Genomic DNA, 26,477 nt, shown 5'->3' on the forward strand with positions numbered 1-26,477 from the left:
CTACTCCTTAATTCGGTAAAATTGGTCTTTCAATCACAACAGGATCGGTCAAGGCTGCCATAAAAGCGATCAAATCAGCCTTTTCTTGGGGATTTAAGTTCAGTGGTACAATCAGAGGGCTCACATTTTTTACATTAACGGCACCTTTATCATAATGGTCTATGACCGCCTCCAAACTACCCAATGAACCATCGTGCATATAGGGTGCACTCATAATGATGTTTCTAAGACCTGGTGTTTTAAATGCGCCTTTTAGCTCATTGTTTTTATCAATGGCGTAACGCCCGGCGTCACCACTTTGAATCCCAATGTTATGAAAGCTATCATCGGTGAAATTTGCGCCGTCATGACACTTCACGCAACGCGCTTTACCGACAAAAAGTTGTAAACCTCTTACCGCAGACATCGACATGGCTTCCGTTTGACCTGCAAGGTATTTGTCGAAGGCAGAGTCATCGCTGACAATGGTCATTTCAAATGCGGCAATTGCTTTACCCACATTCTCAAACGTCATTTCACCATAGAGCGATTCAAACTCTTTTTTATAAAACGGAATTTTTTTGAGTCTCTGCAGGACATCTTTAGGCGTCATTTGCATTTCAACATCTGACACTAACGGTCCCAGTGCTTGTTCTTGAAGTGAACCAGCCCTGCCATCCCAAAAAAATATGCCGGACCAAGCTAAGTTATATAAGTGCGGCGCATTCCGGCCAAGAATATCTCCCCCACTGCCGATCCCTTTTGCCAACCCATCGCTAAAGCCCAGCTCTGGATTGTGGCAAGTTGCACAAGATTGGTTTTGATGCTTTGACAGTCGATTGTCAAAAAATAGCATTTTACCTAGCTGTACCTCTCTATCTGATGGCTCGTCTTCATCAATGTACTCGATATCATCGACATCAGGTGTCGACAAATTACCAAACACGGGCATGTCCTTGGCGTGTATCTGCATACTCAATATCAAAGGCAAAGCAGCAAACGCCCACTTTTTACAATCCATCACCCATCCCCCAAAACATTTCGTTTACACATGTTAATTTTAACGGTTAATCTTTGACCTTATCGAAGGATTGTCTATATTTGTCAATAAATCAAAAAATTAGCACCTTTTAATAAAAGTTTCGCAAAACAGGTAAATGCACTTACTCAACTTTCATTAAGATAGCTAATACCAACTCTGAGACACTCATAAAAACATGATGATTTCTAGATTTGTTCCGGGCATTGCAGCGCAAATGCTCTTGGCCTTTGGTGTAATCACGTCACTCGGGATATTCAGTAATTTCTTTGTATATCTGAGCACAGGCACCCTAGCTCAAAACTTTACACATGTTTCCTCTGTGTCAATTCCTTTGGTAAATGCAAACTCAGATCTCAAAATGAAAATTTTAGATTCGCTAATAGCATTAGAGGAACAAATCATCACAGGGAACAACGCAATGGCAAAGAACAATGCGATTGCGAAACGAGATGAAGCATGGCGAGATATTGACATAGGATTTTCGCAACTGAGCCAATTCGCCAAAGAAACGGGATTTGATGAAGCAAAACTCGAAAATATAGAAACACACCTTCAAGCACTTAAATATGAGCAACAAGTAATATCGGATATTGCCAATACGTTAGACAATGAGCCTGCCGTAAAGTTACTGGTTACTGAAGCAATCCCGCTCGCAGAATCGATGGTTAAGCTATTGGCACAGATCATAGAAGTAGAGAAAGAAGAAGAGGTTGATGAAGATCGCTTTGAATTGTTTAAACTCTTGGTCGACTCAGAAATCAGCTTTGCCACCGCAATATCCGAGTTAAGGGCATTTTTGCTGACTCGCGAGCAAAAGAATATCGATGGTTTTGACCAAGCTTGGTTTCAAAACAGTGATGCGTTTGTCTCAATTTTAGACGATTACGAAGATCTTTTCACAGAAGCGCAATTTGAGTACTGGAACGCTTACACTGAAGAAAGAGAAAAACTGGCTCCGATCACAATCAAAGCATTTGAAAAACAAGCCAGTGAAGAATCAAACTTCGCTAATAACCATCTCAGGAAAGTGATCAAACCTTTAACCGCTAATATATTTAATGAACTACAAGCGATGAATCTTCACGTTACCGACGTCACAAAGCAGGGTATAGATGATACGCAAAATGCGCTCGCCGATATGTTCATTGTGCTAGCTATTAGCTCAATATTGACCATTTTCATTGCCGGCACTATTAGCGTTGTATTCAGCAATAAGCTCAAAAACCGGGTCCAATCTTTACTTGCTCGCGCTAAGAATATTTCTGTGGGCGATTTTAAAACTCAGGGAGAATATTTCGTTATCCGCTCAAACGATGAGCTCAACCAGTTATCTGAGAGCTTTAATCATATGACGCTTTCTCTGTCCTCTACTATTTCAACGGTAAGAAGGCAATCTAGACAGGTTGGCCACTCAGCTCACCAAGTTGCTGCAATCGCAACTGAAATAAGCACGGTTGCCAAAAATGAAAACTCTAGCTACTCAGAAGTGATGAGGGTAATTGAATCATTTATGGACCTTCTGGTTGAATCTGGGCAAGCCATTGATCAAAGCCAAGGAGTGCTAGAGCAGGCAAAAACCCAAGCTGATACAGGCATACAAGCCGTCAACAGCAATCTAGACGAAATGAATAAGACTGTTGACGTAGTTACACTTGCTTCTGAGGGTGTAGAAGAACTCAAAACAGCCAGTGAAGAGATCGAATCTGTTACAGATGCGATTTCCACCGTAGCAGATCAAACGGCCCTTATCGCGCTTAATGCCGCCATAGAAGCAGCGCGTGCCGGAGAGCAAGGACGCGGGTTTGCGGTTGTTGCAGACGAAGTTCGCAGTCTAGCACAACGCACCGCCAACTCCACCGACGAGATCAGAAATGTTATCTCTCAGCTCACCAATAAAGTTGGCGATGTGATCAGGTTAATGACAGATATTATTCATCAAGTCGATGTCAGTAAAACCCGCTCTGACGAAAGTGGGCAAGCACTGAGAGCGATGACAACTACCATAGAAAGTATCATCGATGCCAATGAACAAATCGCACACCGTTCTGATGAGCAAAGTAATCAAATGCTTGAAATGCAGATAAAGCTTCAGCACTTATTCTCCTCCTTGCAGCAAAATGCAGAAAAGGCGCAAATGGTCTCAATGATTGGCGGGGATTTATATCAAACTTCTGAACTTGTAAATAGCCTAATGGACGGGTTTCATTTTGATGAAGATGATGAATTAGTACAGAAAAAACATGACAAAAGGCGCTCTGATAGACTCGAGGCCAAAGTAAAAATTAAAATTACGCAGGATGATAAGGACTACTCGACTATCACCCGAGAGCTTAGTTGCGTTGGCTGTGGTATTAGACTCAGCAGGCAACTAAATCAAGAACTTGATATTGACTCGACGGTCATATTAGTCATGTATTTACCCAAAAAGAACTATAAAGACTATATGGATCAATCTCCAATGAAGCTCACCGCACGTGTGGTTCGAAAAGAAAATAGAGATAACGAATACACGTATTATGGTTTAGAATTTTCCGCACAAGGCGCTGAGCAGAAAGATGCGCTGTCACAACTCTATGCATTTTTTGATCAGTAAAAAAATACCCAGTTAAAACTGGGTATTTATGTTAATTAAAAGCAGGCTTTTAATTAAAGAATTTCTAGTAACTCAACATCAAAGATTAACGTTGAGTAAGGCGCGATTGATGCACCTGCTCCACGCTCACCATATGCAAGATCGTGTGGGATGTATAAACGTAATTTTGAACCAGCAGTCATAAGCTGTAATGCTTCAGTCCAGCCTTTGATTACGCCATTTACTGGGAATTCAGCTGGTTGACCACGGTCGTATGAACTATCAAACACAGTGCCGTTAATTAGTGTGCCGTGGTAATGTACGCGTACTGTAGAATCAGCAGCTGGCTTGTCGCCTTCACCCGTCGTAATTACTTCGTACTGTAAACCTGATTCAGTCACAGTCACTTCTGTACGTTTTGCATTTTCTTCTAAGAATGCCGTACCTTCTGCAGCGAGTACTTTAGCTTCTTCTTCACGACGAGCTTGGATTTCGCTGTTAATTTTTTCAAAAGCAGCTTGGATCTCTGGGATCTCAACGCGGAATTCACCGCCAGTGTAGGCATCTTTCATGCCTTCAAATACTGCGTTTAAATCAAGACCTTCAAAAGGATTAGCTTTTAACTGCTCACCCATTTGTAGACCGATACCATAGCTCGCTTTACCTGCGTCCGTATTGAATAAATCTGACATTTCAAATTCACTTTATTTATCAGCTTAAAAGGACGCGCAGTGTAGCATAGAGAAAACTGAACTTATAGGGCACCATTAAAAACGATGCCCTTTAAATTGAAAAAGAAATTAAGCGTTTTGATCTTGATGACGTGATTTGAGCTCTTTTACTAAGAAAGTCGCAAAAGGTAAGGAAAGTACCAAGCCGATGAGAAGTTCGTGGCTGTATCCAGCTAGTTTGTCACCAAAAAATACACCGAAACCCAAAATACCAAAAAGAGAAATCACAATTGAAGCCAAGAAAGGCCACAACTTTTCATATTTTGTAACCAGATGTCCAATCAATGCATTATAAAAAAACGTATAAAGCAATGTTTGCCAAAGTGTCGGCTCTGATTGTCCATCAATAGACATAATTACCGCCATTTGTAGACCGCTTAAATAGAAAAAACTAAAGACAATCCATAGTGAACAATGCTTAACAACATTTTGGGCCATTGAACTCTCCTAACGAAAAAAACCGCCGATAGGCGGTTTTGGGAATGAGGTGGCGGAGAGATAGGGATTTGAACCCTAGATACGCTATTAACGTATGCCGGTTTTCAAGACCGGTGCTTTCAACCACTCAGCCATCTCTCCGTTATTGGCGCGCATGATAAGTGCATTTAATATCTATGTAAAGTACTTTTTTGACTATTTCACAATTATCGTAGCGCTGACTATGCCTAGTAATATTGTTTCGGTCTTCTTGCCAATAAAGCACACAAAACGCATACCATTAATAAAGAAATTAATAGAGTGCCCGAATCAACAACAATATGTGTTAACTGCTCCCAGCTATGCCACCGTTGTTCAAAGAGCGGTAACATAGAGATAACACCAACGAGTAGAAATATCTTCAGTGCTCTCATAAAATCAAACCGGCGATTAAAGTTCATCCAAGCAGTCAAAATCAGTAATATCAACACGGGCACCAACAAAACCCACCATGTGTTACTTAATACCGACAACAACAGCTTGCTTAAAACAAGCCCCACGATACCCCATGCGACCCACACCCACCAATTTTCACGTTGCTTTAGAAAAAGATCTCCCATAGCCTATCTTCTTATAATTATTGTTAGGTAATATTTTAGGTACTATATAAAGTAGCACTACAAGACTAACAAAGAGAGTTCAAAAAACAACCAAAAAAACCCGAATTAATGAATAATTTCCTGCGCTGTTTCTCTCCTACCCCATCCAACAACCGCTTTTTGAAAAATTAAACCGGATTTTAGCAGCAGTTTTACACAACAGATGTAATTAGACGATTTAAAAAAAACAAAATTTAACTAAAAAAAGTGATATTTATTAAAAACTTAATATCTATTAATTATTTCTTAAAACCCGATTGAAAGACCTTGACTTCACACCTCTCACAACGATAATGCAAACCATTATCAGTTACGGACCTGGTATGGTACATTTACTCTAATTTTTACCAGCCCATTTAACTGCCCATGGTTGCACTGTATTCATACAGTTTTTTGTTTTTCTGGAATAGGATTTTATGGACAATTCTAATTTGCACGCTTCGTTAAAAAAACGCCCCACGCTTCGCCTTGCTCCTTTAGCGCTTGCACTCACTTCAGTATTTACTTGCTCACATAGTTTGGCCGATACGAGTCAAAAATCGGTAGGCGAACAATCAGCAAATGACATTGAGCGTATTTATGTAACTGCATCAACAATTGGCAATTACTCAGATGCAGCAACCAAATCTGCAACAAAAATGATTTTGTCTTTGAAGGAAACACCACAGTCGGTCTCAGTCATAACACAACAACAGTTAGAGGATTGGAAATCAGTTAATATCAAAGATATTTTGCAACACACCACCGGCGTTTATGCAAGCAATTCTCGAAGTCATGATCGTCCACAATTCATCGTACGCGGTGACGCCGTCAATCTGATCCAAATCGATGGCGTACAACAATTTCCAGGTGGTAGACGAGCTGACGTCAACGGAGACGCCATCGCATACGAACGCGTAGAAATATTACGTGGCGCAAATGGTCTAATGACTGGTGTGGGCTCTCCGACCGCAACAGTTAACCTTGTGAGAAAGCGTGCAATAAGCAAAGAATTTGATGGTTATGTCGGTGTGACCACAGGACGATGGAACAATAATCGAGTTGAGTTAGATATCTCAGCCCCATTGAGTATTGAGGGCAGTATTCGAGGCCGCATCGCTGCCGCACATTATGACAAAGACTCATTTGTAGATAGATATGGGCAAGAGAAAACGTCTATCTATATGACCGCCGAAGCTGATGTCACTGAGTCAACTTTACTTCGAATTGGATACGAATATGCTGATACGGCTTCGCGAGGCGTTATCAATTCACATGCAGCACCTTATTATTTTGCCGATGGAACATTGTTCAATGCCAAAAGAAGCGACACAGGTTTAACCGCGCAAAATAGTACCTGGCCGTTGGAAGAAAAAACCTATTTTACTTCTGTCAGCCACGGCTTTGAGAATGGGTGGCAGCTAAATGCAATTGCGACATACAACACCATAGATATGCAAGGTGGTAAACTGTTTTTTATCTACCCCGCTGACTTTGATTACTACAATCAAGATGGGTCTACAAAACTGGATCATAACTTCAGTGCGGTGATAAGTAGCTCAGAAGATGTTCAAAAAACATTTGATATCAATATTCAAGGTGGTTTTGAGCTATTGGGGCAAGAACACGACCTAATTATTGGTTTTAATAATTTTGATCGCGATAGAACTAATATCGGTAACACACACAAGCAAAATGAAGTCACACTCGGCGATATTTCAAAAGTGAATTATTACACTTGGACAGGTGATATACCTCACTATTCATTCGAAGACAAAGACCCGAATAAGTTAACTAATCACAAGAGTAGTGGTGCTTACATCGCAACGCGTTTATCGCTAACTGACAATTTGAAAACGATTATTGGCGCGAGGCTTACCAATTGGGAAGTGATAAATTACGGCACGGATAAAACTACCAATACCATTGATTACAACAAAAAGAGTGGTTTTAAAGTTGATAACGAAATAACGCCATATGCTGGTATTATTTATGATCTTGGCGATGATTATAGTATTTATGCCAGTTATTCAGACGCCTTTGAGCCTCAAAATAAATATGATAAAAATGACAATTTGCAAAAGCCGATTGTTGGAGACAGCATAGAAGCAGGTTTCAAAGCTGAACTTGGATTACTGAACTTCTCTTTCGCTGTTTTTGAAAGCAACAAGAAAAACCTCGCGGTGAAAGACCCATCTGTTAATCAACCAACACCCGAAGGCAATACGGCGACTATCTTAGTAGATGATGCGCAGACTCGAGGACTCGAAGTAGAATTGAGTGGAGAAGTGTTTCCTGGTTTAAATATTTACACAGGCTACTCGTACGCCAAGTCTGAAGATCAACAGGGAAATCAACTAAAAACAGAGGTACCTAAGCAACTATTTAACTTGTACACAACCTATCAACCTACTGACTTAATTGAAAATTTAACCATAGGTTTAGGAGTGAACTGGAAAGATGGCTATTGGGTTAATAGCGTAAGACCAACCGGTGTTTACGATGAATTTACAGCCCCTTGGGGTGAGTTGGTATATGGTAATATTCCTGAACGAGAAAGACGTGACCATGGTTCAATCACTCTTTTTAACTTAATGGCACGCTATGATGTAACTGAGCAATTGAGTGTTTCTCTGAATATAGACAACCTGTTCGATAAAAGTTATCACAATGCTATTTCCACTTGGGACGGTTCAGTAACTTGGGGGGAGCCAAGAAACTGGAAGCTTTCTTTGCGCTATGACTTTTAGGGTTTCGCACTGAAAACATACTTAAAGCGGGCTAAATAGTCCGCTTTTTAGAATTAAACTTCAATAAATTATGTTTTACATAATTCACCACCATCAAAAATCAGTGTAAATTTTTTGTTACACCAAAATATGATGGAAAACAACTCTCTACTCCCTACGGTTTAACAAAAGTAAGTGCTCTTACCAGTGGTTAATTTTCGCTCACCCCTTGAACTTAAGGTGTATCTAAGATTATTTCTATTACTGCTTATTTTCAAGCTATTAAAGGAAAGATACATCATGATAAAGGTTAAATTTTTACTCTCTGCAATTGCAGCCGTCAGTGTATATGGGCATGCAACCCCTGTTACTGACGTTACCCCAAGCGTCGTAGGAGGAATTGAAACACCAGCATATTCAAGACCATACCAAGTTGCACTGCTAATGAACGGTCGGCAAGGATGCGGCGGCACATTGATCAGCCCAAACTGGGTTTTGACCGCAGCCCACTGCCTAGATAGTGCTTCTACAAACAGTCTAACAGTGCGTATTGGCGCCCACTCTATCAGCCGAGGAGATGGGCAAACCTTAAGGGTATCTCAGATTATTAATCACGAACGATGGCGTGGTGCGAATGGGATTCGTTCCGGCTATGATATTGCACTGCTCAAACTGGCCTCTCCCGCGCCAAGTCAGTACACACCAGCAAAACTCCCCACTACAGCCATTGAGTCTCAATATGCGAATGTCGGTGATTATGTAACGGTTTCTGGCTGGGGGCTTACTACCAATCGAGGACGCCCTAGCGATGTTTTACGAGAGGCAGAGTTACCTGTTATCAGCAATAGTAGCTGTAGCTCATTATTAAACTTTTCTATTCCTGGTTCTGTGATCTGCGGTGGTGGTGAAGGTGGCCGTTCAGCGTGTAACGGAGACAGTGGTGGTCCATATGCTGTCAAAGTCGGCAACGATTTCTATAGCATTGGCACAGTAAGTTGGGGGATAGCATGTCAGGGTGCGACTGCGTTTACACGCACCACAAGCTATCTTGACTGGATTAAGCAAAAAACAGGGATTGGAGATATACCAACAGACAATCCACCCACTGCAAACTTTACATATTCAGTGAATGGCACCACAGTCAGTTTCACAAGCCAATCTAGTGACGACAATGGCATCACTCAGTATCAATGGCGTTTTGGACAAGGGAACGAAACATCTTCTGTACCCAATCCAAGCTTTGACTACGGCGGAACAGGTAACTTCAATGTTTCATTGACAGTAACAGATACCAACAATCAAACGGATACGATATCAAAAGTCGTGAACGTAGGTACGCCTCCGAATTGCGCACCAACTTGGGATGCTCAAAAAAGCTATGCACCTGGAGAGCAAGTGTCATTCAATGGTGCTGTCTATGAGGCTATATGGTGGTCACAAGGCGCACAACCGGACCTGTATAGTAACGTTTGGCGTAAAGGCGCTGATTGTGATGGTTCGAACGACGTGAAAGCGGATTTCTCTTTTTCCACTAGTGGATTAAGCGTCTCACTTCAGAACACAAGTACGGGCAGTTCGAGTGTATCATGGAACTTTGGCGATGGTACATCCAGTACAGAGCATTCCCCCAAACATACGTATAGGCAATCTGGGCAATACACCATCACGTTAGTTGCCAGCGATAGAGATGGCAACTCAGACAGTATAAGTAAAACAGTCACAGTGAACGACGATTCAACTGGTTGTAATGGGCTACCAGCTTGGTCACCAAGTGCTGTCTATCTAAAAGGTGACAGTGTCGCTCATAATAACAATGTATATGAAGCGAACTGGTGGGTACAGGGTGAAGATCCAGCTCAATCCGGCCCTTGGGGTCCATGGAAGCACTTAGGTGCATGTAACTAATATAAGTACAAATTAATTCACTGAATACTTTAAAAACCCTTCAGTCCCATGTAATCTAAGGAAAAATGTGAAAGAGAACGTTTTTTAGAGCATGGGACTGAATCAAGAAGAAAAGACTGAGTTAACTCGCTTGGGTGAACGCATACAAAAAACGTTTATTGCTGTCCAAGCGAGTTTGGACAACAGTGCGCACTCCATTGGCGGATTTTCAAAGTTTCTGGATTATAATCGCTCAAATAGCCAACGTTTTTTTGCAGCCTGCAAAGCAAGTAATGGGCTAAAGGTATTAATTGAGCTGCCCGGCACACAAGCACTCTCGCTTTTAATAGAAAAAGTAACACCATATTTATCAGCCTCTTTATTAGGCCAGCTAAATCAAGTGGTAACCTTGTTTAGCCAGTGTTTGAGAAGGCATGCCAAAAGCCATGCTCAACTCAAGCGCTTAATCTTAGATGAAATAAAAACCCCCCAAATTCACCCTCAAGAGCAAGACAAAAAAGCACAATTGTATTATGCAGCGAAAGCGCTCTTAAAATTCAGTGTTGATGAAGTTTTTTGTATCTATATTTTGCGTCAGAATAAGAACGATCCAAGGTACTTACAAGAAACAGCACTGATTAGTAAATCGGGCATTCAGAGAGAGCCGGGGGCAGTGCCATTTGTACAGTTTTACACTCACCCACACCCTGATGACTTCGAACCCCCACTTAATATTACGCATCAAAGTAAACTCGATTCGCAAGCATTTACGTTAGGTGTATCTAAAGAGCATTCGACAACCGGATTTCTTGCCTCCTTTAGTACATACTCTCCCAGCAATTCAGGGCTTGTTTTCGACCCTTTACCTAAACACAACTGCGATGTCACCTTTGTGTTTAATAACCCAGATGAGGTGGTGAACCCGCTCAATCAGAATAGTCCTTGCAGTTCTACGAGCCTATCAATAAAAAACCCTGTCAAAAAACTCACCATGATGGTACTGCTAGAAAAACAAATAGATCGTTGTAGCACAGTGAATATCGGCTGTTACCACAACAATCAAAAAGTAGAAGAAGGTAAATTAAGAGCAAGCGATATGTGGACAGAACGATTTCCTGAATTTCCGAACCTTAGCGTCACGTCTGTAGAAAACAATTTTGCCCATATTCAGCTAGACCAAAAACAAGTCGACAAGCTGAGATACTTATTAGAGGTGAGCGATACCAATATAGAAGACTTCATCTGTTACATGACAAACGTCGATTTTCCAATTTGGTCAAGTACTTATAGAATTTACTTCGAACATCAATAATTACAAATCATCTAAAGAGCCGAGGTAAAATCGTGCCTTTTCAAGGATGCTTTCTCTTTGCTCAGGCTGTTTTTTACGCCAGCTTGCGTAAATCATCTTATTGCGTGGGTTATTTGAAAATTTCTCTTCATTTTCGCTCATAAAATGCCAGTATAACGAGTTCATTGGACATGCTTTATGACCATCGACAGATTTGATGTCGTATTGACAATCAGCGCAATAGTCACTCATTTTATTGATGTAGTTCCCGCTTGATGCATACGCTTTTGACCCAACTATGCCACCATCAGCGAACTGGCTCATACCTCTTGTGTTTGGCATTTCGACCCACTCTATAGCATCTATGTAAACACCTAGGTACCAATCATCTACGTGTTTTGGGTCAATACCAGCTATTAAACAAAAATTACCTGTTACCATCAGTCTTTGTATATGGTGAGCATAGGCATAATCTAGAGATTGTTTAACGGCGTGTTTTTGGCAATTCATTTTTGTTTCGCCGCTCCAAAACCAATGCGGTAAATTGCGCTTTGCTTGGAGTTCATTTAGCTGTGCATATTCAGGCATATTCACCCAATAAATGCCACGCACAAATTCTCGCCAACCTATAATCTGGCGAACAAATCCCTCAATCTGCGCAATATCAATCTCATTTGCGTGGTTATGATAGTAACTAATAACGGTATCAACGACATAGGCGGGGCTGATTATTTTGCTATTTAACGCAAATGACAACCTAGAGTGATACAGACTCCATTGCTTTTTAGTATACAGGTCATCCGCTTTGCAGGTCATCGCATCTTGAAAAAAACCAAATTTTGACAGCTGTGTCTCGCAAAATGCCCTCACCAGCTCCCTCGCCTGCTGTCTATTTACCGGCCAAAGTAGCTGTGCATGATATGCTCCAAATGTGTCTACTTTATGCCGTTTAAGCCGCTTTTCAATTTCACTGACATCATTGTCAAACATCAAAGGTTCGGGGATGATAGATAAATCTTTTTGCTTCAGTTTGTTTCGGTTATTACTGTCGTAATTCCATTCACCACCAATAGGCTGACCTTCTTCCATTAAAACATTAAACCGTGTTCGCATTTTTCTGTAAAATGCTTCTAACCGATGTTTTTTTCCTCGGGTGAAGTAACGACTTATCTCGTTGTCAGAAAGGTAAAAGTGCTCTGTTTCATATACATTTGAGGCAACTTTTATTTCATTTTGAAAATCACTCAATTGACAACGGAGTCTGTATTCATCCGGTAATTGGTATTCAAACAACGTGATATGATGTTTCTCTATTAGATCTGCCAATAAGCTAGGTAGATGGGAAAAATGCTGTGTCTCATCCAACGTTAAATATGTGACATGATGCCCCGCTTTCGATAATGCTTGACTAAAAGCATGCATGGCAGCAAAAAACGCGCAAACTTTCTGCACATGGTGTTTTACGTAACTTGTTTCTTGGTGTAACTCCGCTATCACGTATAAGGTGTCATCATTTTTACAAGTATACCAAGAGTGACTAGCATTCAACTGATCGCCCAGTATTAGCCGCAGTGTTTTATAGGCATGCACCATTACTTATTCCCCTTTTTTACGCTTCGAAGCACACCGCTTAGAGCAATACTTCACGTTTTCCCAATCTCTTTGCCACTTTTTTCGCCAGGTAAACGATTTTTGGCAAACGACACACTCTTTCGTTGGTAAATTAAGCTTTTTATGCATGGTGGTTACCTAACATGAACAGACAATACGCGTTTGGACTCACGAGCAACGTCTGCGCGCTTTTTCCATTGCCACAATAATGCCTGTGCTTTTGTATAGCTATCTTTGAGGTCCACTACGGGCAAGGGATAATCAACCCCCAACTCAATCCCATACATCATCTGCTCCATCTCGGTTAGCGACCAGGGGCTGTGTACAAGCGGTGCTGGGACGTTTGCAAGTTCTGGAACCCACTTTTTAACAAACTGGCCTGTTGGGTCTTTGTCTTCTCCCTGTTTAACTGGATTGTAGATGCGAATCGTGTTGATGCCAGTCACTCCGGCCTGCATTTGGAATTGGCTATAGTGGATGCCTGGTTCAAAATCCAGAAATACCCTTGCTAAATGGGTCACACCTGCGCGCCAATCTATCGCTAAATGATGGCATAAGAAGCTGACTAACATCGCTCTCATACGAAAATTAAGGTAACCCGTTGCAATCAAACTTCTCATACATGCATCAACCATCGGCACACCAGTATGCCCACTTTTCCATGCTTCCAGCCTTTGTTGCCCTTCTTTGCCCGTCACTCTTGGCATTTTCTCGTAAGCACGATTGACACACCTAAACTCCATGTCACATTCACTTTCGAATTTTTGGATAAAATGGCAGTGCCAATGCAGCCTTGAGGTAAATGCAACCAACGACCTTCGCCAATGTGGCTTATTCCAATTTTTGAACACTTGTTGATAGACCTGACGTAAACTTAGGTTGCCCCACGCAAGATAAGTAGACAGCCTTGAGCAATGTTGCAGTGCGGTGTCAGGGTTGGACAAAGAAAAAGCGTACTCTCTGCCTCTGACGTCAAAGAAAGAGTTGAGTGTTTGCCACCCGAGACTTTCTCCACCCGCTTGAAAAACGCTACAATCTTGAGATTGAATAAAAAACTGCAAATCCACATGATTCGTCAACATTTCCTTTTGCGTAAAAAAACGCATATGTTCGATGTCAGCATTTAAAGTTTTGCTTCGCATCACCGCTTGCCAGTTTTCATCCCAGTTAGTTCTATTCTGGAGCCCTCTGATGACAGCACCGTGCGGAAATTCATGCCACGTAATATTTTTTGAGCTACACCATTTTGCAACCTGCTTATCCCGCGCATAGGTGTACCCTAACCCAACCTCCTGATGACTATAAATCTCTGCAATTTCGATAACTTGGCTCAATTGTTCAAGCACCTCTAGGCAATCACCATATGCACAATACAAAGCGCCGTCAGGAAGCCGCATTTTGATATCTACCAAAGACTGTGCAATAAATGTTAAATGCCGCTTAGAAGTGTGTTTGTCGCGCAAAACGGTCGGCTCAAAACAGTACATTAGAAGAACAGGGTTACCATTCGTAGCGGCATGGAACAAAGCCTGATTGTCAGCCAATCTCAAGTCTCTTTTCAACCACACTAGATTAACAGCCACGCCATTACCCTTCTTGAGGCCAATCGACCATATCTACTTCGCTGCTGACTACTGGCTCATTTGACAGCCACTTACGAGTAAACTCTCCTCTTGGGTCATAAAATTGAGTTTGCTTGTCGATGTTAAAGTGCCTCCCGCCCCTTGGATCGTCACCAACCCCTGCTATATACTGCCAATTCCCCCAATTTGAAGCGACGTCATGGTCTATTAACTGTTGCTGAAAGTAAGCGGCGCCATAGCGCCAATCAACTTGAAACTCATTGACCAAGCAACTCGCCACTATTTGTCTTCCGCGATTTGACATGTAGCCTGTCGCATTGAGCTCTCGCATTAGGGCATTCACTAATGCAAAGGGGGTTTCTCCATTGCACCAACTCAGAAACCGCTGTGGATAGTATGTTGTTAAAGGACGTTTGTGTGTTTCTCCAGAAAACGCGAACAATTTGCTGCCTTTTATCATCGCCTTGTGATGAAAAAACTCTCTCCACAGCAATTCGAAAAAAATCCAATAGGTTGAGTCATTTGCGCCATGTTTGTGTTCATAACACTTCAAACTTTCTACTATCTGCCTTGGCGATATATTGCCCAGCGCGAGATAGGGACTAAATTTAGTTGAGTTGTCGTATCCATCTAGTTCATTGCGTGTTTCTTTGTAACGCGATGCAGCTTCACCTGAGAAATAGCTTTCTATCGCATTCAGCGCTTCTAACTCCCCGCCTCTAAAATTTGAGGCGACACCGTGCTCAGAATGCCCAGCTCTAAATTCCCAGCTCCTTAACTCGACTGTTTTACTATTTACTGGCATGGGAAGCGTGTCAGAGAGCACACTATCAACTGGCTCGTACACAACAGTGTGTGCCGTTTTCTTACGAAACTTAGAAAATGAGCCAGTCAGCGCATTACTGTCTATTTGTTTATGACCAAACAATAAATTATTGTTTTGAGATATAAATCGTATTTTAGGAAGCTGCTCGGTCAGTTTTTGTAGACCTTTCCTCTCATAAAATCCAGTAGAATTATGACAACCAATTACATCGATACTCAACGTATGGACTATCTCTTTTACAACATCGTTGGGCTTTCCTCTTAGCACGAGCAACTCATACCCGAGCTGCTGCAACTGCTCTGACAAATCTAACAAAGACTCCTTTATAAACTGTAATTTGCAGGTGCCCAGCTGTGCATGATTATAATTAGTAGGCTTCAATAAACGTTCATCTAACACATAAACAAATAAAACCTCATCGCACGCGTACAGTGTGGCATTTAACGAAATATTGTCTTGTAAGCGAAGATCGTCTGTAAACCAGTAGAGGCCCGTTTTCATTACTCAGCCATACCCTTTTTGATAAACCTATTGAACAATGCTCAATACGTAAAAAAAGCGTGTTTAGATTAGTTGCTGACGAAAATTGAAGAAATGCACAGAAGTGAAAATGCCAGTACGCCCTATCACATACTGGCATTATATAAAGATATGATTAAGCGATACTTGAGTTAATTGCTCTGAGTGCTTGTGCGGGGTTATCAGCCTGAGTAATTGGACGACCAACAACTAAATAATCACTGCCCGCTGCAATTGCTTTTTCGGGCGTCATGATGCGCTTTTGATCTCCTGCATCGCTGCCCGCAGGGCGAATGCCAGGTGTAATTAATTTAAATTCAGTACCCAGCTCCGCTTTTAAAGTCTCAGCTTCTTGCGCAGAACAAACAACACCATCAAGACCTGATTCTTTAGCAAGCTTAGCCAAGTAAAGAACTTGTTCTTGAGGTGTTTTCTCAACACCTAACTTGCTCAACTGAGCCTGATCCATGCTGGTTAAAACAGTAACAGCAATCAACAGAGGGGCTTTTTCACCGTACTGAGCTAGGGCTTGTTTAGCCTTACTCATCATTTCTGTTCCACCACTGGCATGCACATTCACCATCCATACGCCCAATTCAGCGGCAGCAGTCACTGCTTTAGCGACCGTGTTTGGAATATCATGAAATTTCAAGTCTAGAAAAACGTCAAAACCAAGGTCGACAAGCTTTTTTACGAATTGAGGCCCAAAGTAGGTAAACATCTCTTTGCCAACTTTAAGACGACACTCATTTGGAGACAGCTGAGAAACAAATTCTAATGCCGCACCTTCGTCATCATAATCCAACGCAATTAGCACTTTTTTTAGTTCAATGTTTGACATAATTACCTTACTTTTGTTCAAAAGAGTCAATGAATATTAGTATCCATCTAAACCACGATTAGGAACGACCGACTCCCATGTTTTACAAGATGGGCACAACCAGTATAGCTTATGGCTGGTAAAGCCACATTTATGACACTGGTAGTCGGGTTTCGTCGCGATGTATGAAGTAACCAAGTGATCAATTTCACTCAGTACATCCTGTATTTTAGCGTTTTTAGAACTTAGCAATTGGAGCAAGTAACTAAAGCCTCTAATAGATGGCTCTCTTTTCAAGCTATCTGTTAGAAACTCTATGGCCGCCATGGTATCCCCTGCTTCAACAAGTCCTTGGCAATGCTTAATTTTGACAGTCACGCCACTAGTTGGTAATAACTCTTCAATTAATTCGTAATACTCAAGCGCAATATTCAAAGATTTATAGCAGGTTTGTAGATCATTAATGACAAGGGGGGAAATTTGTGGGTATTCTGAAAGCAATTTGCGCCAATAGTAAATCGCTTTTACATTGTCTTGTCGATTATAAGCATCTAAACCTAACTCATAAAGTGGCCTAATGGCCTGATGAGCCAATTTGGTTGCTTTATCGAATAAAAGTAGGTCACATGAGTCTAATGCAGCTTCGCAATAAAAATTGGCAATTGCTGAACAACTGTTCTTATCAACAAATAGATCTGAATAAGCCTCATACATGTTGATTCCCTTCTCCCAATCTCGCGTTTGAGAGTAAAGTTGAATTATTGGCTCTCGCGCGTCTTCAAAGCCCGCTTTGATAAGTACAACAAGGTTAGATTCGGCACTATCAAGTAGTCCAGCCATCACATAATCTTGCGCTAACTCCAGTCGACAAGACTTAACTAGTTCAGTGTCTAAGTTAGGTTGCTCGATAAGTAATTCATGAATTTTAATTGCTCTATCTAACTCCCCACGCTTTCTAAACAACGTCGCAAGAGTCAAATAATGCTCAACAGAGTCTGCGGAGACTTCGAGTAGTTGAATCAGGTGCTCAAGTCCTTGGTCTTCTTCACGATCTAGAAGAAATTTTAGGCCTTTGCTATATTCGGATGTGATTTTTCTATTTTGCTCGTGCGCTAAATTTTTAGCACTATTTTTGCCCATTACATAACCATAGGCTGCAGCAACAGGAAGCAACAAGAACAAAAGCTCTATCATGACTGGCTTTGATTTTTAGTCAGTAGTAAGTTGTTAGCCTTATGTAATTGACGATTTTTTTGTTTAAGTCTTACCAAAGTGGTTAGGTTAAACAAAAGTCCTACCAAAATACCAGTAAAAAGACATATGCTTAAAAGTGTCGCTAACGGCATTTTGGCACTGGCAACAATAAAGTTTACCTGCACAAGATTAGGGTTTTGTGTGCCTACAACAAAAGCCACTAACAGCAACACTAACAATAGTCCTTTTTTTACAACTCGAACCAAACTAGGTTTCTCCAATTAGCCTTCAATACTAGCGTTAACGCGATCTCTTAACTCTTTACCAGGCTTGAAGTGTGGTACATATTTACCGTCTAACTCCACTGTTTCACCAGTTTTAGGATTGCGGCCCGTCCTAGGTGAACGATAATGAAGAGAGAAACTGCCAAAGCCACGGATTTCAATTCTATCTGAGCCAGACAGTGAACCCGCCATTTGTTCTAAAACTTCTTTTACTGCATTTTCTACATCTTTAACAGGAACATGCGCATGCTGTTCAGCAAGTTTTTCTATTAATTCAGACTTTGTCATAACGTTTCCTTAAGGTAAAAAAGAAGGGCAAAAGTGCCCTTCTTGTTTAGACTTTAAAAATTAGTCTTTTTGAGCGTTTTTGAAAGCCGCTGCCATTGCATTTTCAAATGCAGGCTCTTCTTTCTTAAGCTTTTCTAGCGCTTCTTTCTCTTCAGCTTCGAAGATAGCTTTAACAGATAGGCTGATCGCACGGTTCTTACGGTCAACACCTACAAATTTAGCTTCTACTTCGTCACCTTCAGAAACAACAGAAGTTGCATCTTCTACGCGCTCTTGAGCGATGTCAGCAACACGGATGTAACCTTCAACGCCTTCAGCTAGCTCTACAGTTGCGCCTTTCGCGTCAACTTCAGTCACTTTACCTTTAACAATAGCACCTTTTTTGTTTGCGTCTAGGTAGTTATTGAAAGGATCAGCTTCGATTTGCTTAACGCCTAGTGAGATACGCTCACGCTCTGGGTCAACCTGAAGAACGATTGCAGTGATCTCGTCGCCTTTCTTGTACTCACGTACAGCTTCTTCGCCTGGAGTGTTCCAAGAGATATCAGAAAGGTGTACAAGGCCGTCGATGCCGCCTTCAAGACCGATGAAGATACCGAAGTCAGTGATTGACTTGATCTTACCAGTAACTTGGTCGCCTTTGTTCTGTAGACGAGCAAATTCCTGCCAAGGGTTAGCTTTACACTGCTTAAGACCTAGAGAAATACGACGACGCTCTTCGTCGATTTCAAGAACCATAACTTCAACAGTATCACCTAGTGAAACAACTTTTGAAGGGTGGATGTTCTTGTTAGTCCAGTCCATTTCTGAAACGTGAACTAGGCCTTCAACGCCTTCTTCGATCTCAACGAAACAACCGTAATCAGTTAGGTTTGTAACGCGACCAGTTAGCTTAGCGCCTTCTGGGTAACGACCAGCGATTGCTGCCCAAGGATCTTCGCCAAGTTGCTTAAGACCTAGAGAAACACGCGTTTTCTCTTTGTCGAACTTAAGTACTTTAACTGCGATTTCGTCACCAACATTTACGATCTCAGATGGGTGCTTAACACGCTTCCAAGCCATATCAGTGATGTGAAGTAGACCGTCAACACCACCTAGATCTACGAACGCACCGTAGTCTGTAAGGTTCTTAACGATACCTTTAACTTCTTGACCTTCAACAAGGTTAGCAAGTAGTTCTTCACGCTCTTGAGAGTTCTCTGACTCGATAACTGCACGACGAGAAACAACAACGTTGTTACGCTTCTGGTCTAGCTTGATAACTTTGAACTCAAGTTCTTTGCCTTCAAGGTGAGCAGTGTCACGTACAGGACGAACATCAACAAGTGAACCAGGTAGGAAAGCACGGATTGAATCAACTTCAACAGTGAAACCGCCTTTAACTTTACCGTTGATAACACCGATAACAGTCTCTTGCTCTTCACATGCTTTCTCAAGACGGATCCAAGCTTCGTGACGCTTCGCTTTCTCACGAGAAAGGATAGTTTCACCGAAACCGTCTTCGATTGCATCTAGTGCTACGTCTACTTCGTCGCCAACTGCAACTTCTAGTTCACCAGCAGCATTTTTGAATTGCTCTGCAGGGATTGCACTTTCAGACTTAAGGCCAGCATCAACAAGAACGATGTTGTTCTCGATAGAGATAACAGTACCTTTAACGATAGAGCCTTGCTCTGCTTCAAAACCCTTTAGGCTTTCTTCAAATAACTGCGCAAAATTTTCTGACATACTAAATACGTCTCATATATAAATGTACCAATAAGCGACCATGCTGCATGGGGTAGTTAAAAAAACACCAGCCGCCCTGCCAGTGCTATGAAATTAATTAGCTAACTTTCGGAAGTTTTCCCGCTAAAACAGCTTCATCAACGAGTTTTAAGACTTGTTGGAACACCTGTTCAGCATCTAGCGTCGTTGTATCAATATGAATAGCATCGTGTGCTGGCACTAAAGGCGCAACTGGTCTATTCATATCTCTGTCATCACGAGCTTTAATATCTTCTAAAAGGCCCTCTAGTGTAACATCAAGGCCCTTGTCCTTCAACTCATTAAAGCGTCTCTTAGCACGCTCTTCTGCACTTGCGTTTAGATAAATTTTAAGTTCTGCTGAAGGAAATACAACCGTGCCCATATCTCTGCCATCTGCGATTAAGCCGGTTTCAGTGCTAAACGCTCTTTGCCTTCTTAAAAGTGCTTCTCTAACACGAGGAAGCATCGCAATTTTAGATGCAGTCGCACCGACTTCTTCATTTCGAATCGTATTAGTGACATCTTCACCTTCTAGTACAATTTTAGATTTTTTAGTCTCACTATCAATCATAAATTGAACATCAAGGTTCGCCGCAAGTGGCACCAATGCCTCTTCGTTATCTAACGCAATTTGATGATGTAACACAGCTATAGATAGCACGCGGTATATTGCACCACTGTCTAGAACATCCCAATTTAGTTTCTCAGCTAACAAACGACATACAGTTCCTTTGCCAGATCCGCTTGGGCCGTCTACGGTGATTACGGGCAATGCAGCCTGCATTAATACCTCCTGAAATGCACACCTTATATAAATCGGCGCCTATTATACGCAAGTTTCATGAATAGATCCTTATCAACATGTAACTTTTTGTTCTGTTTGTACATTTGTATTCTTTTCAGGTAATAGGTGTGCGATTGCACACCTATTAAATAGTTAAAACTGAGAAATTGAAGCAAGCACGTCAAAGTAGGTAGGGAAGGTTTTTGCAGTACAACCCGGGTCATTAATCACAATAGGCTTCCCGCCTACTGCAACCATCGAGAAACACATTGCAATTCTGTGATCATTGTACGTGTCAATTTCTGCAAGCTTAAATTCTGTTGGCGGGGTTATTTCTATAAAGTCCTCTCCCTCAATCACTTCGGCACCGACTTTGCGTAACTCCGTAGCCATTGCATATAACCTGTCTGTTTCCTTCACTCGCCAATTGTAGATGTTTCTGATTGCTGTTTTGCCTTCGGCAAAAAGCGCGACGGTTGCCAATGTCATGGCCGCATCAGGAATCGCATTGGCATCAATATCAACGCCTTTAAGCTCCCCTTTTCTAACAACTAGCCTTTCGTCGAACCAATCTATTTCGGCGCCCACTTGTTCCATAACTTTGGCAAATCCGATATCGCCTTGAACACTGGATAGACCAACGCCATTGATTTCTATCTCTCCACCCGCAATAGCAGCCGCTGCGACAAAATATGACGCTGACGACGCGTCCCCTTCAACCATAATGCTTCCAGGGGATTGATAACCTTGTTTCCCTTTCACATAGAAAACTTGATAGTTATCATGTTCAACAACCACACCAAACTGCTTCATTACACCTAATGTGATATCGATATAAGGTTTAGAAACAAGCTCGCCAACTATGTTGATTTCGCTGTCTCCTGTAAACAAAGGCGCAGCCATCAGTAATGCAGTTAAGAATTGGCTTGAAATACTGCCATCAATTTCCACTTTGCCACCAGCAATATTTTTGCCAGCAATTTCCAACGGTGGATAGTGCGCATTTTTTAGATAGGTTACGTCAGCACCCAATGCATCTAAGGCGTCAACTAAGTGACCAATTGGCCTTTCTTCCATTCTGGGTTCACCTGTTAGAGTGAACTTGCCTTGCGTCGCGGCCAAAACTGCTGTTAAAGGACGAAATGCGGTGCCAGCATTACCTAAGAATAATGGCTCTTCGGGCGTGAGCAATTTACCCCCTGTACCATGTACAGTTGCTACCGTTTTATCTTCATTAAGTTGCACTGCCACACCCATTTCTTTAAGTGCGCCAAGCATATGACGAATATCATCACTGTCTAATAAATTGGTAACTTCGGTCACACCATCACATAAAGCAGCAAGCAACAATATTCGATTGGATAAACTTTTCGAACCGGGTAATGTTACCTTACCAGACACCTGTTTAATCGGCTTAAGCGGGAGTTGTTCCATCAGCTGTTCTCCTGAGCAAAGCGTTTCATGAATGAAATCAGCGCTTCAATACCTTCTTTCGGCATCGCATTATATATACTCGCACGCATACCACCTACAAAGCGGTGCCCTTCAAGTGCCATTAAGCCATTTTGTTCAGCCTGAACTAAGAATTTTTCGTTCAACGCGTCGTCTTTAAGCCAGAAAGGTACATTCATTAAAGAACGACAATCTGGTGCTACTTTATTGAAGTAAAACTCAGCGCTATCAATATAGTCGTACAGAAGCGCTGCCTTTTCCCTGTTGTGTTTTTCCATTGCAGGCACGCCACCAATTGATTCCAAGTATTTGAACACCTCAGCAGCTAAATACCACGCATACGTTGGCGGCGTGTTATACATACTATTTTGCTTCGCCTCAATTGCGTAGTCTAGTATCGCGGGTTTTGGCAGCCCCTCTCTCTCTAGGAGCGTTTTGCGCACGATCGCTATGCTTAAACCTGAAGGACCGATGTTCTTTTGTGCACCAGCATAAATAAGGTCAAAATCATCCACATTAATTTCGCGAGACAAAATCATAGACGACATATCCGCAACAATCGGCGCTGTTGAGTGCTTCGGCACATCAAAAATTTCGATGCCGTCTATGGTTTCATTAGGACAATAGTGAATAAACGACGCCTTTTCAGGTAAATTCCATTTTTCCACAGGTAAAATATCAAACTGCCCATTGGCATCGGTTCTAATATCTACAGCCTCGACGGTCGTAAACTTGGCGCCTTCTTTTGTTGCGCCAACAGACCAAATACCATTTTCCACATAGACACCAGGTGCATCATCTAGGTGCAGATTGAGCGGCACTGCTGCAAAGTGGCCACGACCACCGCCATGCATGAAGAGTACTTCGAACTCATCTGAAATGTTCATTAGCCTTCTTAAGCTAGCTTCACACTCTTTCGCTAACGCTAGGAACGGCTTTGAGCGGTGGCTTATTTCCATAACAGAAACACCAAGGTCTTGCCAATTAATGAATTCGGCTTGGGCTTTCTCCATTACAGCTGGAGGCAACATAGCTGGCCCCGCACAAAAATTATAAACGGTCATTTTTTCCTCATTCCAAATAAAAGACGTTATGTAAGACAAATGCTCAACGGGTTTAAACACGCTGAACAATTAAATATGTAGTCTATGAATTTACATCAAATACAATGATTGATGAAACAAAATTATCTGCTAAATAATTTATTTTGATTGAATTTTTTTAATAAAAAAGCGGCCTAAGCCGCTTTTATTATTCTTCTGAGTCTTGTTCAGGTGTATTTTCTGGTGCTTGAGCACCTGACGCCTCGTCGATGACATCTTCTTCAAAGTCATCCACTTCGATTTCTTCAATACGCTGAAGCCCAACCACTTGCTCATCTTCGATGGTACGGATCAGGATAACACCTTGCGTGTTACGTCCAACCGTTGACACTTCATTTACTCGTGTCCTTACCAATGTACCGCGGTTTGAAATAAGCATGATTTCATTGTTGTCTTCTACTTGAACCGCACCAACAACATTGCCGTTACGCTCAGTAACTTTGATAGACACAACACCTTGCGTTGCACGGCTCTTCGCCGGGTACTCTTCAAGTGGTGTTCGCTTACCGTAACCATTTTCGGTTACAGTTAAAATTGCGCCATCGTTCTTAGGTACAATCAATGAAACGACTTTTACATCCTCTGGCATCTTGATACCACGAACACCTGTTGCTGTACGGCCCATTGGACGTAACGCTAACATTTCTTCGCCTGTTTCAGGATCTAGTTTCACTTCTCCAGTTTCTGAGTCACGCAGCTTCTCGTTAAAACGAACCACCTTACCATGGTCGGTAAATAGCATGATGTCATTGCTACCATCAGTGATATCTGCACCAATCAGGTTATCACCTTCGTTCAAATTGATAGCGATAATACCGCTTGCACGCTGACGGCTGTATGCAGTCAGTGGTGTTTTCTTAACTGTACCATTGGCCGTTGCCATCAAGACGTATTTGTCTTCTTCATATTCACGAACTGGCAAAATTGTGGTGATACGTTCATCGGCTTCTAACGGCAGTAAGTTCACTATTGGCTTACCACGTGCCTGTCTTGATGCCAGTGGTAATTGATATACCTTCAACCAATACAATCTACCAGCAGTAGAGAAACAAAGAATTGTGTCGTGTGTATTAGCAACAAGTAGACGCTCGATGAAATCTTCATCTTTCATTCTTGTCGCTGCTTTACCTTTACCACCTCGACGCTGTGCTTCGTAATCAGATAATGGCTGATATTTTACATACCCTTCATGAGATAGCGTTACAACAACGTCTTCTTCGTTGATAAGATCTTCTAGGCTGATGTCGTGTGCCGCAGCTGTGATTTCTGTGCGACGCTCATCGCCATATGCTTCTTTGATCTCAACAAGCTCATCACGGATAACTTCCATCAAGCGCTCTGGCGATGAAAGAATGTGAAGTAGCTCTGCGATCAAGTCGAGTAGTTCTTGGTACTCACCTAAGATCTTTTCATGCTCTAGACCAGTCAGTTTATGTAGGCGTAAATCAAGAATTGCCTGTGCTTGTTGTTCAGAAAGGTAATACTGGCCATCTCTGATCCCAAGTTCATCCGCTAACCAATCAGGTCTTGCTACATTTTGCTCACCCGCACGTTCAAGCATGGGGGCAACAGAGCCCAGTTCCCACGCACGTGCTGTTAATGCAGCTTTCGCTTCCGATGGCGTTGGTGACTTACGAATTAGCTCAATGATTGGGTCGATGTTTGCTAGTGCAATAGCAAGGCCTTCAAGCGTGTGTGCTCTGTCTCTGGCTTTGCGTAAATCATACACTGTGCGACGTGTTACAACTTCGCGACGGTGGATAACAAACGCTTCTAGCATTTCTTTTAGGTTGAAACACTTAGGTTGATTGTTATCAAGCGCAACCATGTTCATACCAAACACGGTTTGTAACTGAGTCTGTGCGTAAAGGTTATTAAGAACAACCTCGCCGACTTCACCACGCTTAATTTCAATAACAATACGCATTCCGTCTTTATCAGACTCATCGCGCAGTGCACTGATACCTTCAACTTTTTTATCCTTTACCAGCTCAGCGATTTTTTCAATCAACCTTGCTTTGTTAACTTGGTACGGGATTTCATTGACGATGATAGTTTCTTTACCGGTTTTCTCGTCAGTTTCGATTTCTGCACGAGCTCGGATATACACTTTACCGCGGCCAGTTTTATAGGCTTGCTCGATCCCCTTTTTACCGCTGATGATTGCCGCCGTAGGGAAATCTGGTCCAGGAATATATTCGATTAACTCTTCAATGGTAATGTCTGGGTTTTGAATGATAGCCAAACAGCCGTTGATCACTTCAGTCAAGTTGTGTGGCGGAATGTTGGTCGCCATACCAACTGCGATACCAGATGAACCATTTACTAACAGGTTAGGTACTTTGGTTGGTAAAACATCAGGGATCTGCTCTGTACCGTCATAGTTAGGTACGTAGTCTACCGTTTCTTTTTCTAGATCAGCTAAAAGTTCATGGGACATTTTAGCCATTCGAACTTCGGTGTAACGCATCGCAGCTGCAGAGTCGCCATCTACTGAACCGAAGTTACCTTGACCATCCACTAACATATAGCGAAGAGAGAAAGGCTGAGCCATACGAACAATTGTGTCGTAAACCGCACTGTCACCATGAGGGTGGTATTTACCGATAACGTCACCGACTACACGAGCTGATTTTTTATATGGTTTGTTCCAGTCATTGCGTAATTCGTTCATTGCGAAAAGCACACGGCGGTGAACGGGCTTCAAACCGTCACGTACGTCTGGCAATGCACGCCCTACGATTACACTCATCGCGTAATCTAGGTATGAATTTTTCAATTCATCTTCAATATTGACTGGGAGGATTTCATTGGCGAGATCAGTCATTTGATACCACTTTCCTTCAGAGTCTTGCCCTTTTATGTCACACTATTGGTGCCAAAGGGTTAAGTTATTATTTATTCGGCTGCCGATACTAACACAGATAAATCTAATTTGCAGTCGTAAAATGTCTGGTATTTTTATAAATAGCCAATACAAT

General features: G+C 42.0%; 21 protein-coding genes and 1 tRNA gene. 4 read left to right on the forward strand and 18 right to left on the reverse strand.

From position 1 onward, the window contains the following. Positions 1–7: 7 nt before the first annotated feature. On the reverse strand, positions 8–1,000 hold the full coding sequence (locus L1286_RS18870; protein ID WP_235408574.1) for a cytochrome-c peroxidase: 993 nt from the start codon (positions 998–1,000) through the stop codon (positions 8–10). 196 nt (positions 1,001–1,196) lie between these two features. On the opposite strand from L1286_RS18870, the gene L1286_RS18875 reads away from it, so the two are divergent. Continuing rightward, positions 1,197–3,614 carry a methyl-accepting chemotaxis protein gene (locus tag L1286_RS18875; RefSeq protein WP_235408575.1) on the forward strand — a complete coding sequence of 806 codons (2,418 nt, stop codon included), beginning with the start codon at positions 1,197–1,199 and terminating at the stop codon, positions 3,612–3,614. 53 nt (positions 3,615–3,667) lie between these two features. On the opposite strand, the gene L1286_RS18880 is transcribed toward L1286_RS18875, so the two are convergent. The 4 genes from L1286_RS18880 to L1286_RS18895 form a co-directional block, all read right to left on the reverse strand. Further along, positions 3,668–4,285: an FKBP-type peptidyl-prolyl cis-trans isomerase gene (locus tag L1286_RS18880; protein WP_235408576.1), complete on the reverse strand. Its 618-nt coding sequence runs from the start codon at positions 4,283–4,285 to the stop codon at positions 3,668–3,670. A gap of 108 nt (positions 4,286–4,393) precedes the next feature. After that, positions 4,394–4,762, reverse strand: a complete 369-nt coding sequence (locus L1286_RS18885) for a hypothetical protein (protein ID WP_235408577.1) — start codon at positions 4,760–4,762, stop codon at positions 4,394–4,396. A gap of 50 nt (positions 4,763–4,812) precedes the next feature. Continuing rightward, positions 4,813–4,903 (reverse strand) — tRNA-Ser (locus L1286_RS18890). An 86-nt stretch (positions 4,904–4,989) separates the two neighbouring features. Then, the gene (locus tag L1286_RS18895) at positions 4,990–5,361 is read right to left on the reverse strand and encodes a hypothetical protein (protein WP_235408578.1); all 372 of its coding nucleotides are present in this window, start codon (positions 5,359–5,361) and stop codon (positions 4,990–4,992) included. 455 nt (positions 5,362–5,816) lie between these two features. Here L1286_RS18895 and L1286_RS18900 point away from each other — a divergent pair, with 455 nt between their 5' ends. The 3 genes from L1286_RS18900 (at position 5,817) to L1286_RS18910 (ending at position 11,304) form a co-directional block, all read left to right on the forward strand. After that, on the forward strand, positions 5,817–8,129 hold the full coding sequence (locus L1286_RS18900) for a TonB-dependent siderophore receptor (protein WP_235408579.1): 2,313 nt from the start codon (positions 5,817–5,819) through the stop codon (positions 8,127–8,129). Between the two features lie 279 nt (positions 8,130–8,408). Then, complete coding sequence (locus tag L1286_RS18905; RefSeq protein ID WP_235408580.1) at positions 8,409–10,013, forward strand: trypsin-like serine protease; 1,605 nt, start codon at positions 8,409–8,411, stop codon at positions 10,011–10,013. A 91-nt stretch (positions 10,014–10,104) separates the two neighbouring features. Next, positions 10,105–11,304, forward strand: a complete 1,200-nt coding sequence (locus L1286_RS18910; RefSeq protein ID WP_235408581.1) for a hypothetical protein — start codon at positions 10,105–10,107, stop codon at positions 11,302–11,304. Here L1286_RS18910 and L1286_RS18915 read toward each other — a convergent pair whose 3' ends face one another. The 13 genes from L1286_RS18915 to gyrA all read right to left on the reverse strand — a co-directional run bounded on the left by L1286_RS18915 (position 11,305) and on the right by gyrA (position 26,323). After that, positions 11,305–12,876 carry a cryptochrome/photolyase family protein gene (locus tag L1286_RS18915; RefSeq protein WP_235408582.1) on the reverse strand — a complete coding sequence of 524 codons (1,572 nt, stop codon included), beginning with the start codon at positions 12,874–12,876 and terminating at the stop codon, positions 11,305–11,307. Positions 12,877–12,879: 3 nt separating this feature from the next. Beyond that, the gene (locus L1286_RS18920) at positions 12,880–13,023 is read right to left on the reverse strand and encodes a DUF2256 domain-containing protein (RefSeq protein ID WP_235408583.1); all 144 of its coding nucleotides are present in this window, start codon (positions 13,021–13,023) and stop codon (positions 12,880–12,882) included. 5 nt (positions 13,024–13,028) lie between these two features. After that, the gene (locus L1286_RS18925; RefSeq protein WP_235408584.1) at positions 13,029–14,477 is read right to left on the reverse strand and encodes a cryptochrome/deoxyribodipyrimidine photo-lyase family protein; all 1,449 of its coding nucleotides are present in this window, start codon (positions 14,475–14,477) and stop codon (positions 13,029–13,031) included. A gap of 4 nt (positions 14,478–14,481) precedes the next feature. After that, the gene (locus L1286_RS18930) at positions 14,482–15,804 is read right to left on the reverse strand and encodes a DASH family cryptochrome (protein ID WP_235408585.1); all 1,323 of its coding nucleotides are present in this window, start codon (positions 15,802–15,804) and stop codon (positions 14,482–14,484) included. A 154-nt stretch (positions 15,805–15,958) separates the two neighbouring features. After that, on the reverse strand, positions 15,959–16,663 hold the full coding sequence (gene pyrF / locus L1286_RS18935) for an orotidine-5'-phosphate decarboxylase (protein WP_235408586.1): 705 nt from the start codon (positions 16,661–16,663) through the stop codon (positions 15,959–15,961). Between the two features lie 36 nt (positions 16,664–16,699). Next, a complete protein-coding gene (locus L1286_RS18940) occupies positions 16,700–17,836 on the reverse strand; it encodes a lipopolysaccharide assembly protein LapB (RefSeq protein ID WP_235408587.1) in 1,137 nt (378 codons plus the stop codon). Continuing rightward, positions 17,833–18,069 carry a LapA family protein gene (locus L1286_RS18945; RefSeq protein WP_328284242.1) on the reverse strand — a complete coding sequence of 79 codons (237 nt, stop codon included), beginning with the start codon at positions 18,067–18,069 and terminating at the stop codon, positions 17,833–17,835. The genes L1286_RS18940 and L1286_RS18945 overlap by 4 nt, the downstream gene beginning before the upstream one ends. A gap of 48 nt (positions 18,070–18,117) precedes the next feature. After that, the gene (gene ihfB / locus L1286_RS18950; RefSeq protein ID WP_063357208.1) at positions 18,118–18,408 is read right to left on the reverse strand and encodes an integration host factor subunit beta; all 291 of its coding nucleotides are present in this window, start codon (positions 18,406–18,408) and stop codon (positions 18,118–18,120) included. Positions 18,409–18,468: 60 nt separating this feature from the next. Next, positions 18,469–20,136, reverse strand: coding sequence for a 30S ribosomal protein S1 (rpsA, locus tag L1286_RS18955; RefSeq protein ID WP_235408588.1), 1,668 nt, complete (start codon positions 20,134–20,136; stop codon positions 18,469–18,471). Between the two features lie 97 nt (positions 20,137–20,233). Further along, positions 20,234–20,941 (reverse strand): (d)CMP kinase, encoded by a 708-nt coding sequence (gene cmk / locus L1286_RS18960; protein WP_235408589.1) that lies wholly within the window; start codon positions 20,939–20,941, stop codon positions 20,234–20,236. A gap of 153 nt (positions 20,942–21,094) precedes the next feature. Further along, positions 21,095–22,375: a 3-phosphoshikimate 1-carboxyvinyltransferase gene (gene aroA / locus L1286_RS18965; protein WP_235408590.1), complete on the reverse strand. Its 1,281-nt coding sequence runs from the start codon at positions 22,373–22,375 to the stop codon at positions 21,095–21,097. Beyond that, a complete protein-coding gene (serC, locus tag L1286_RS18970) occupies positions 22,375–23,457 on the reverse strand; it encodes a 3-phosphoserine/phosphohydroxythreonine transaminase (RefSeq protein ID WP_235408591.1) in 1,083 nt (360 codons plus the stop codon). The genes aroA and serC overlap by 1 nt, the downstream gene beginning before the upstream one ends. Positions 23,458–23,644: 187 nt before the next feature. Continuing rightward, the gene (gyrA, locus tag L1286_RS18975; RefSeq protein ID WP_235408592.1) at positions 23,645–26,323 is read right to left on the reverse strand and encodes a DNA gyrase subunit A; all 2,679 of its coding nucleotides are present in this window, start codon (positions 26,321–26,323) and stop codon (positions 23,645–23,647) included. Positions 26,324–26,477: the final 154 nt, after the last annotated feature.

The organism is Pseudoalteromonas sp. SMS1, assembly GCF_021530565.1.
GTDB lineage: Bacteria > Pseudomonadota > Gammaproteobacteria > Enterobacterales > Alteromonadaceae > Pseudoalteromonas.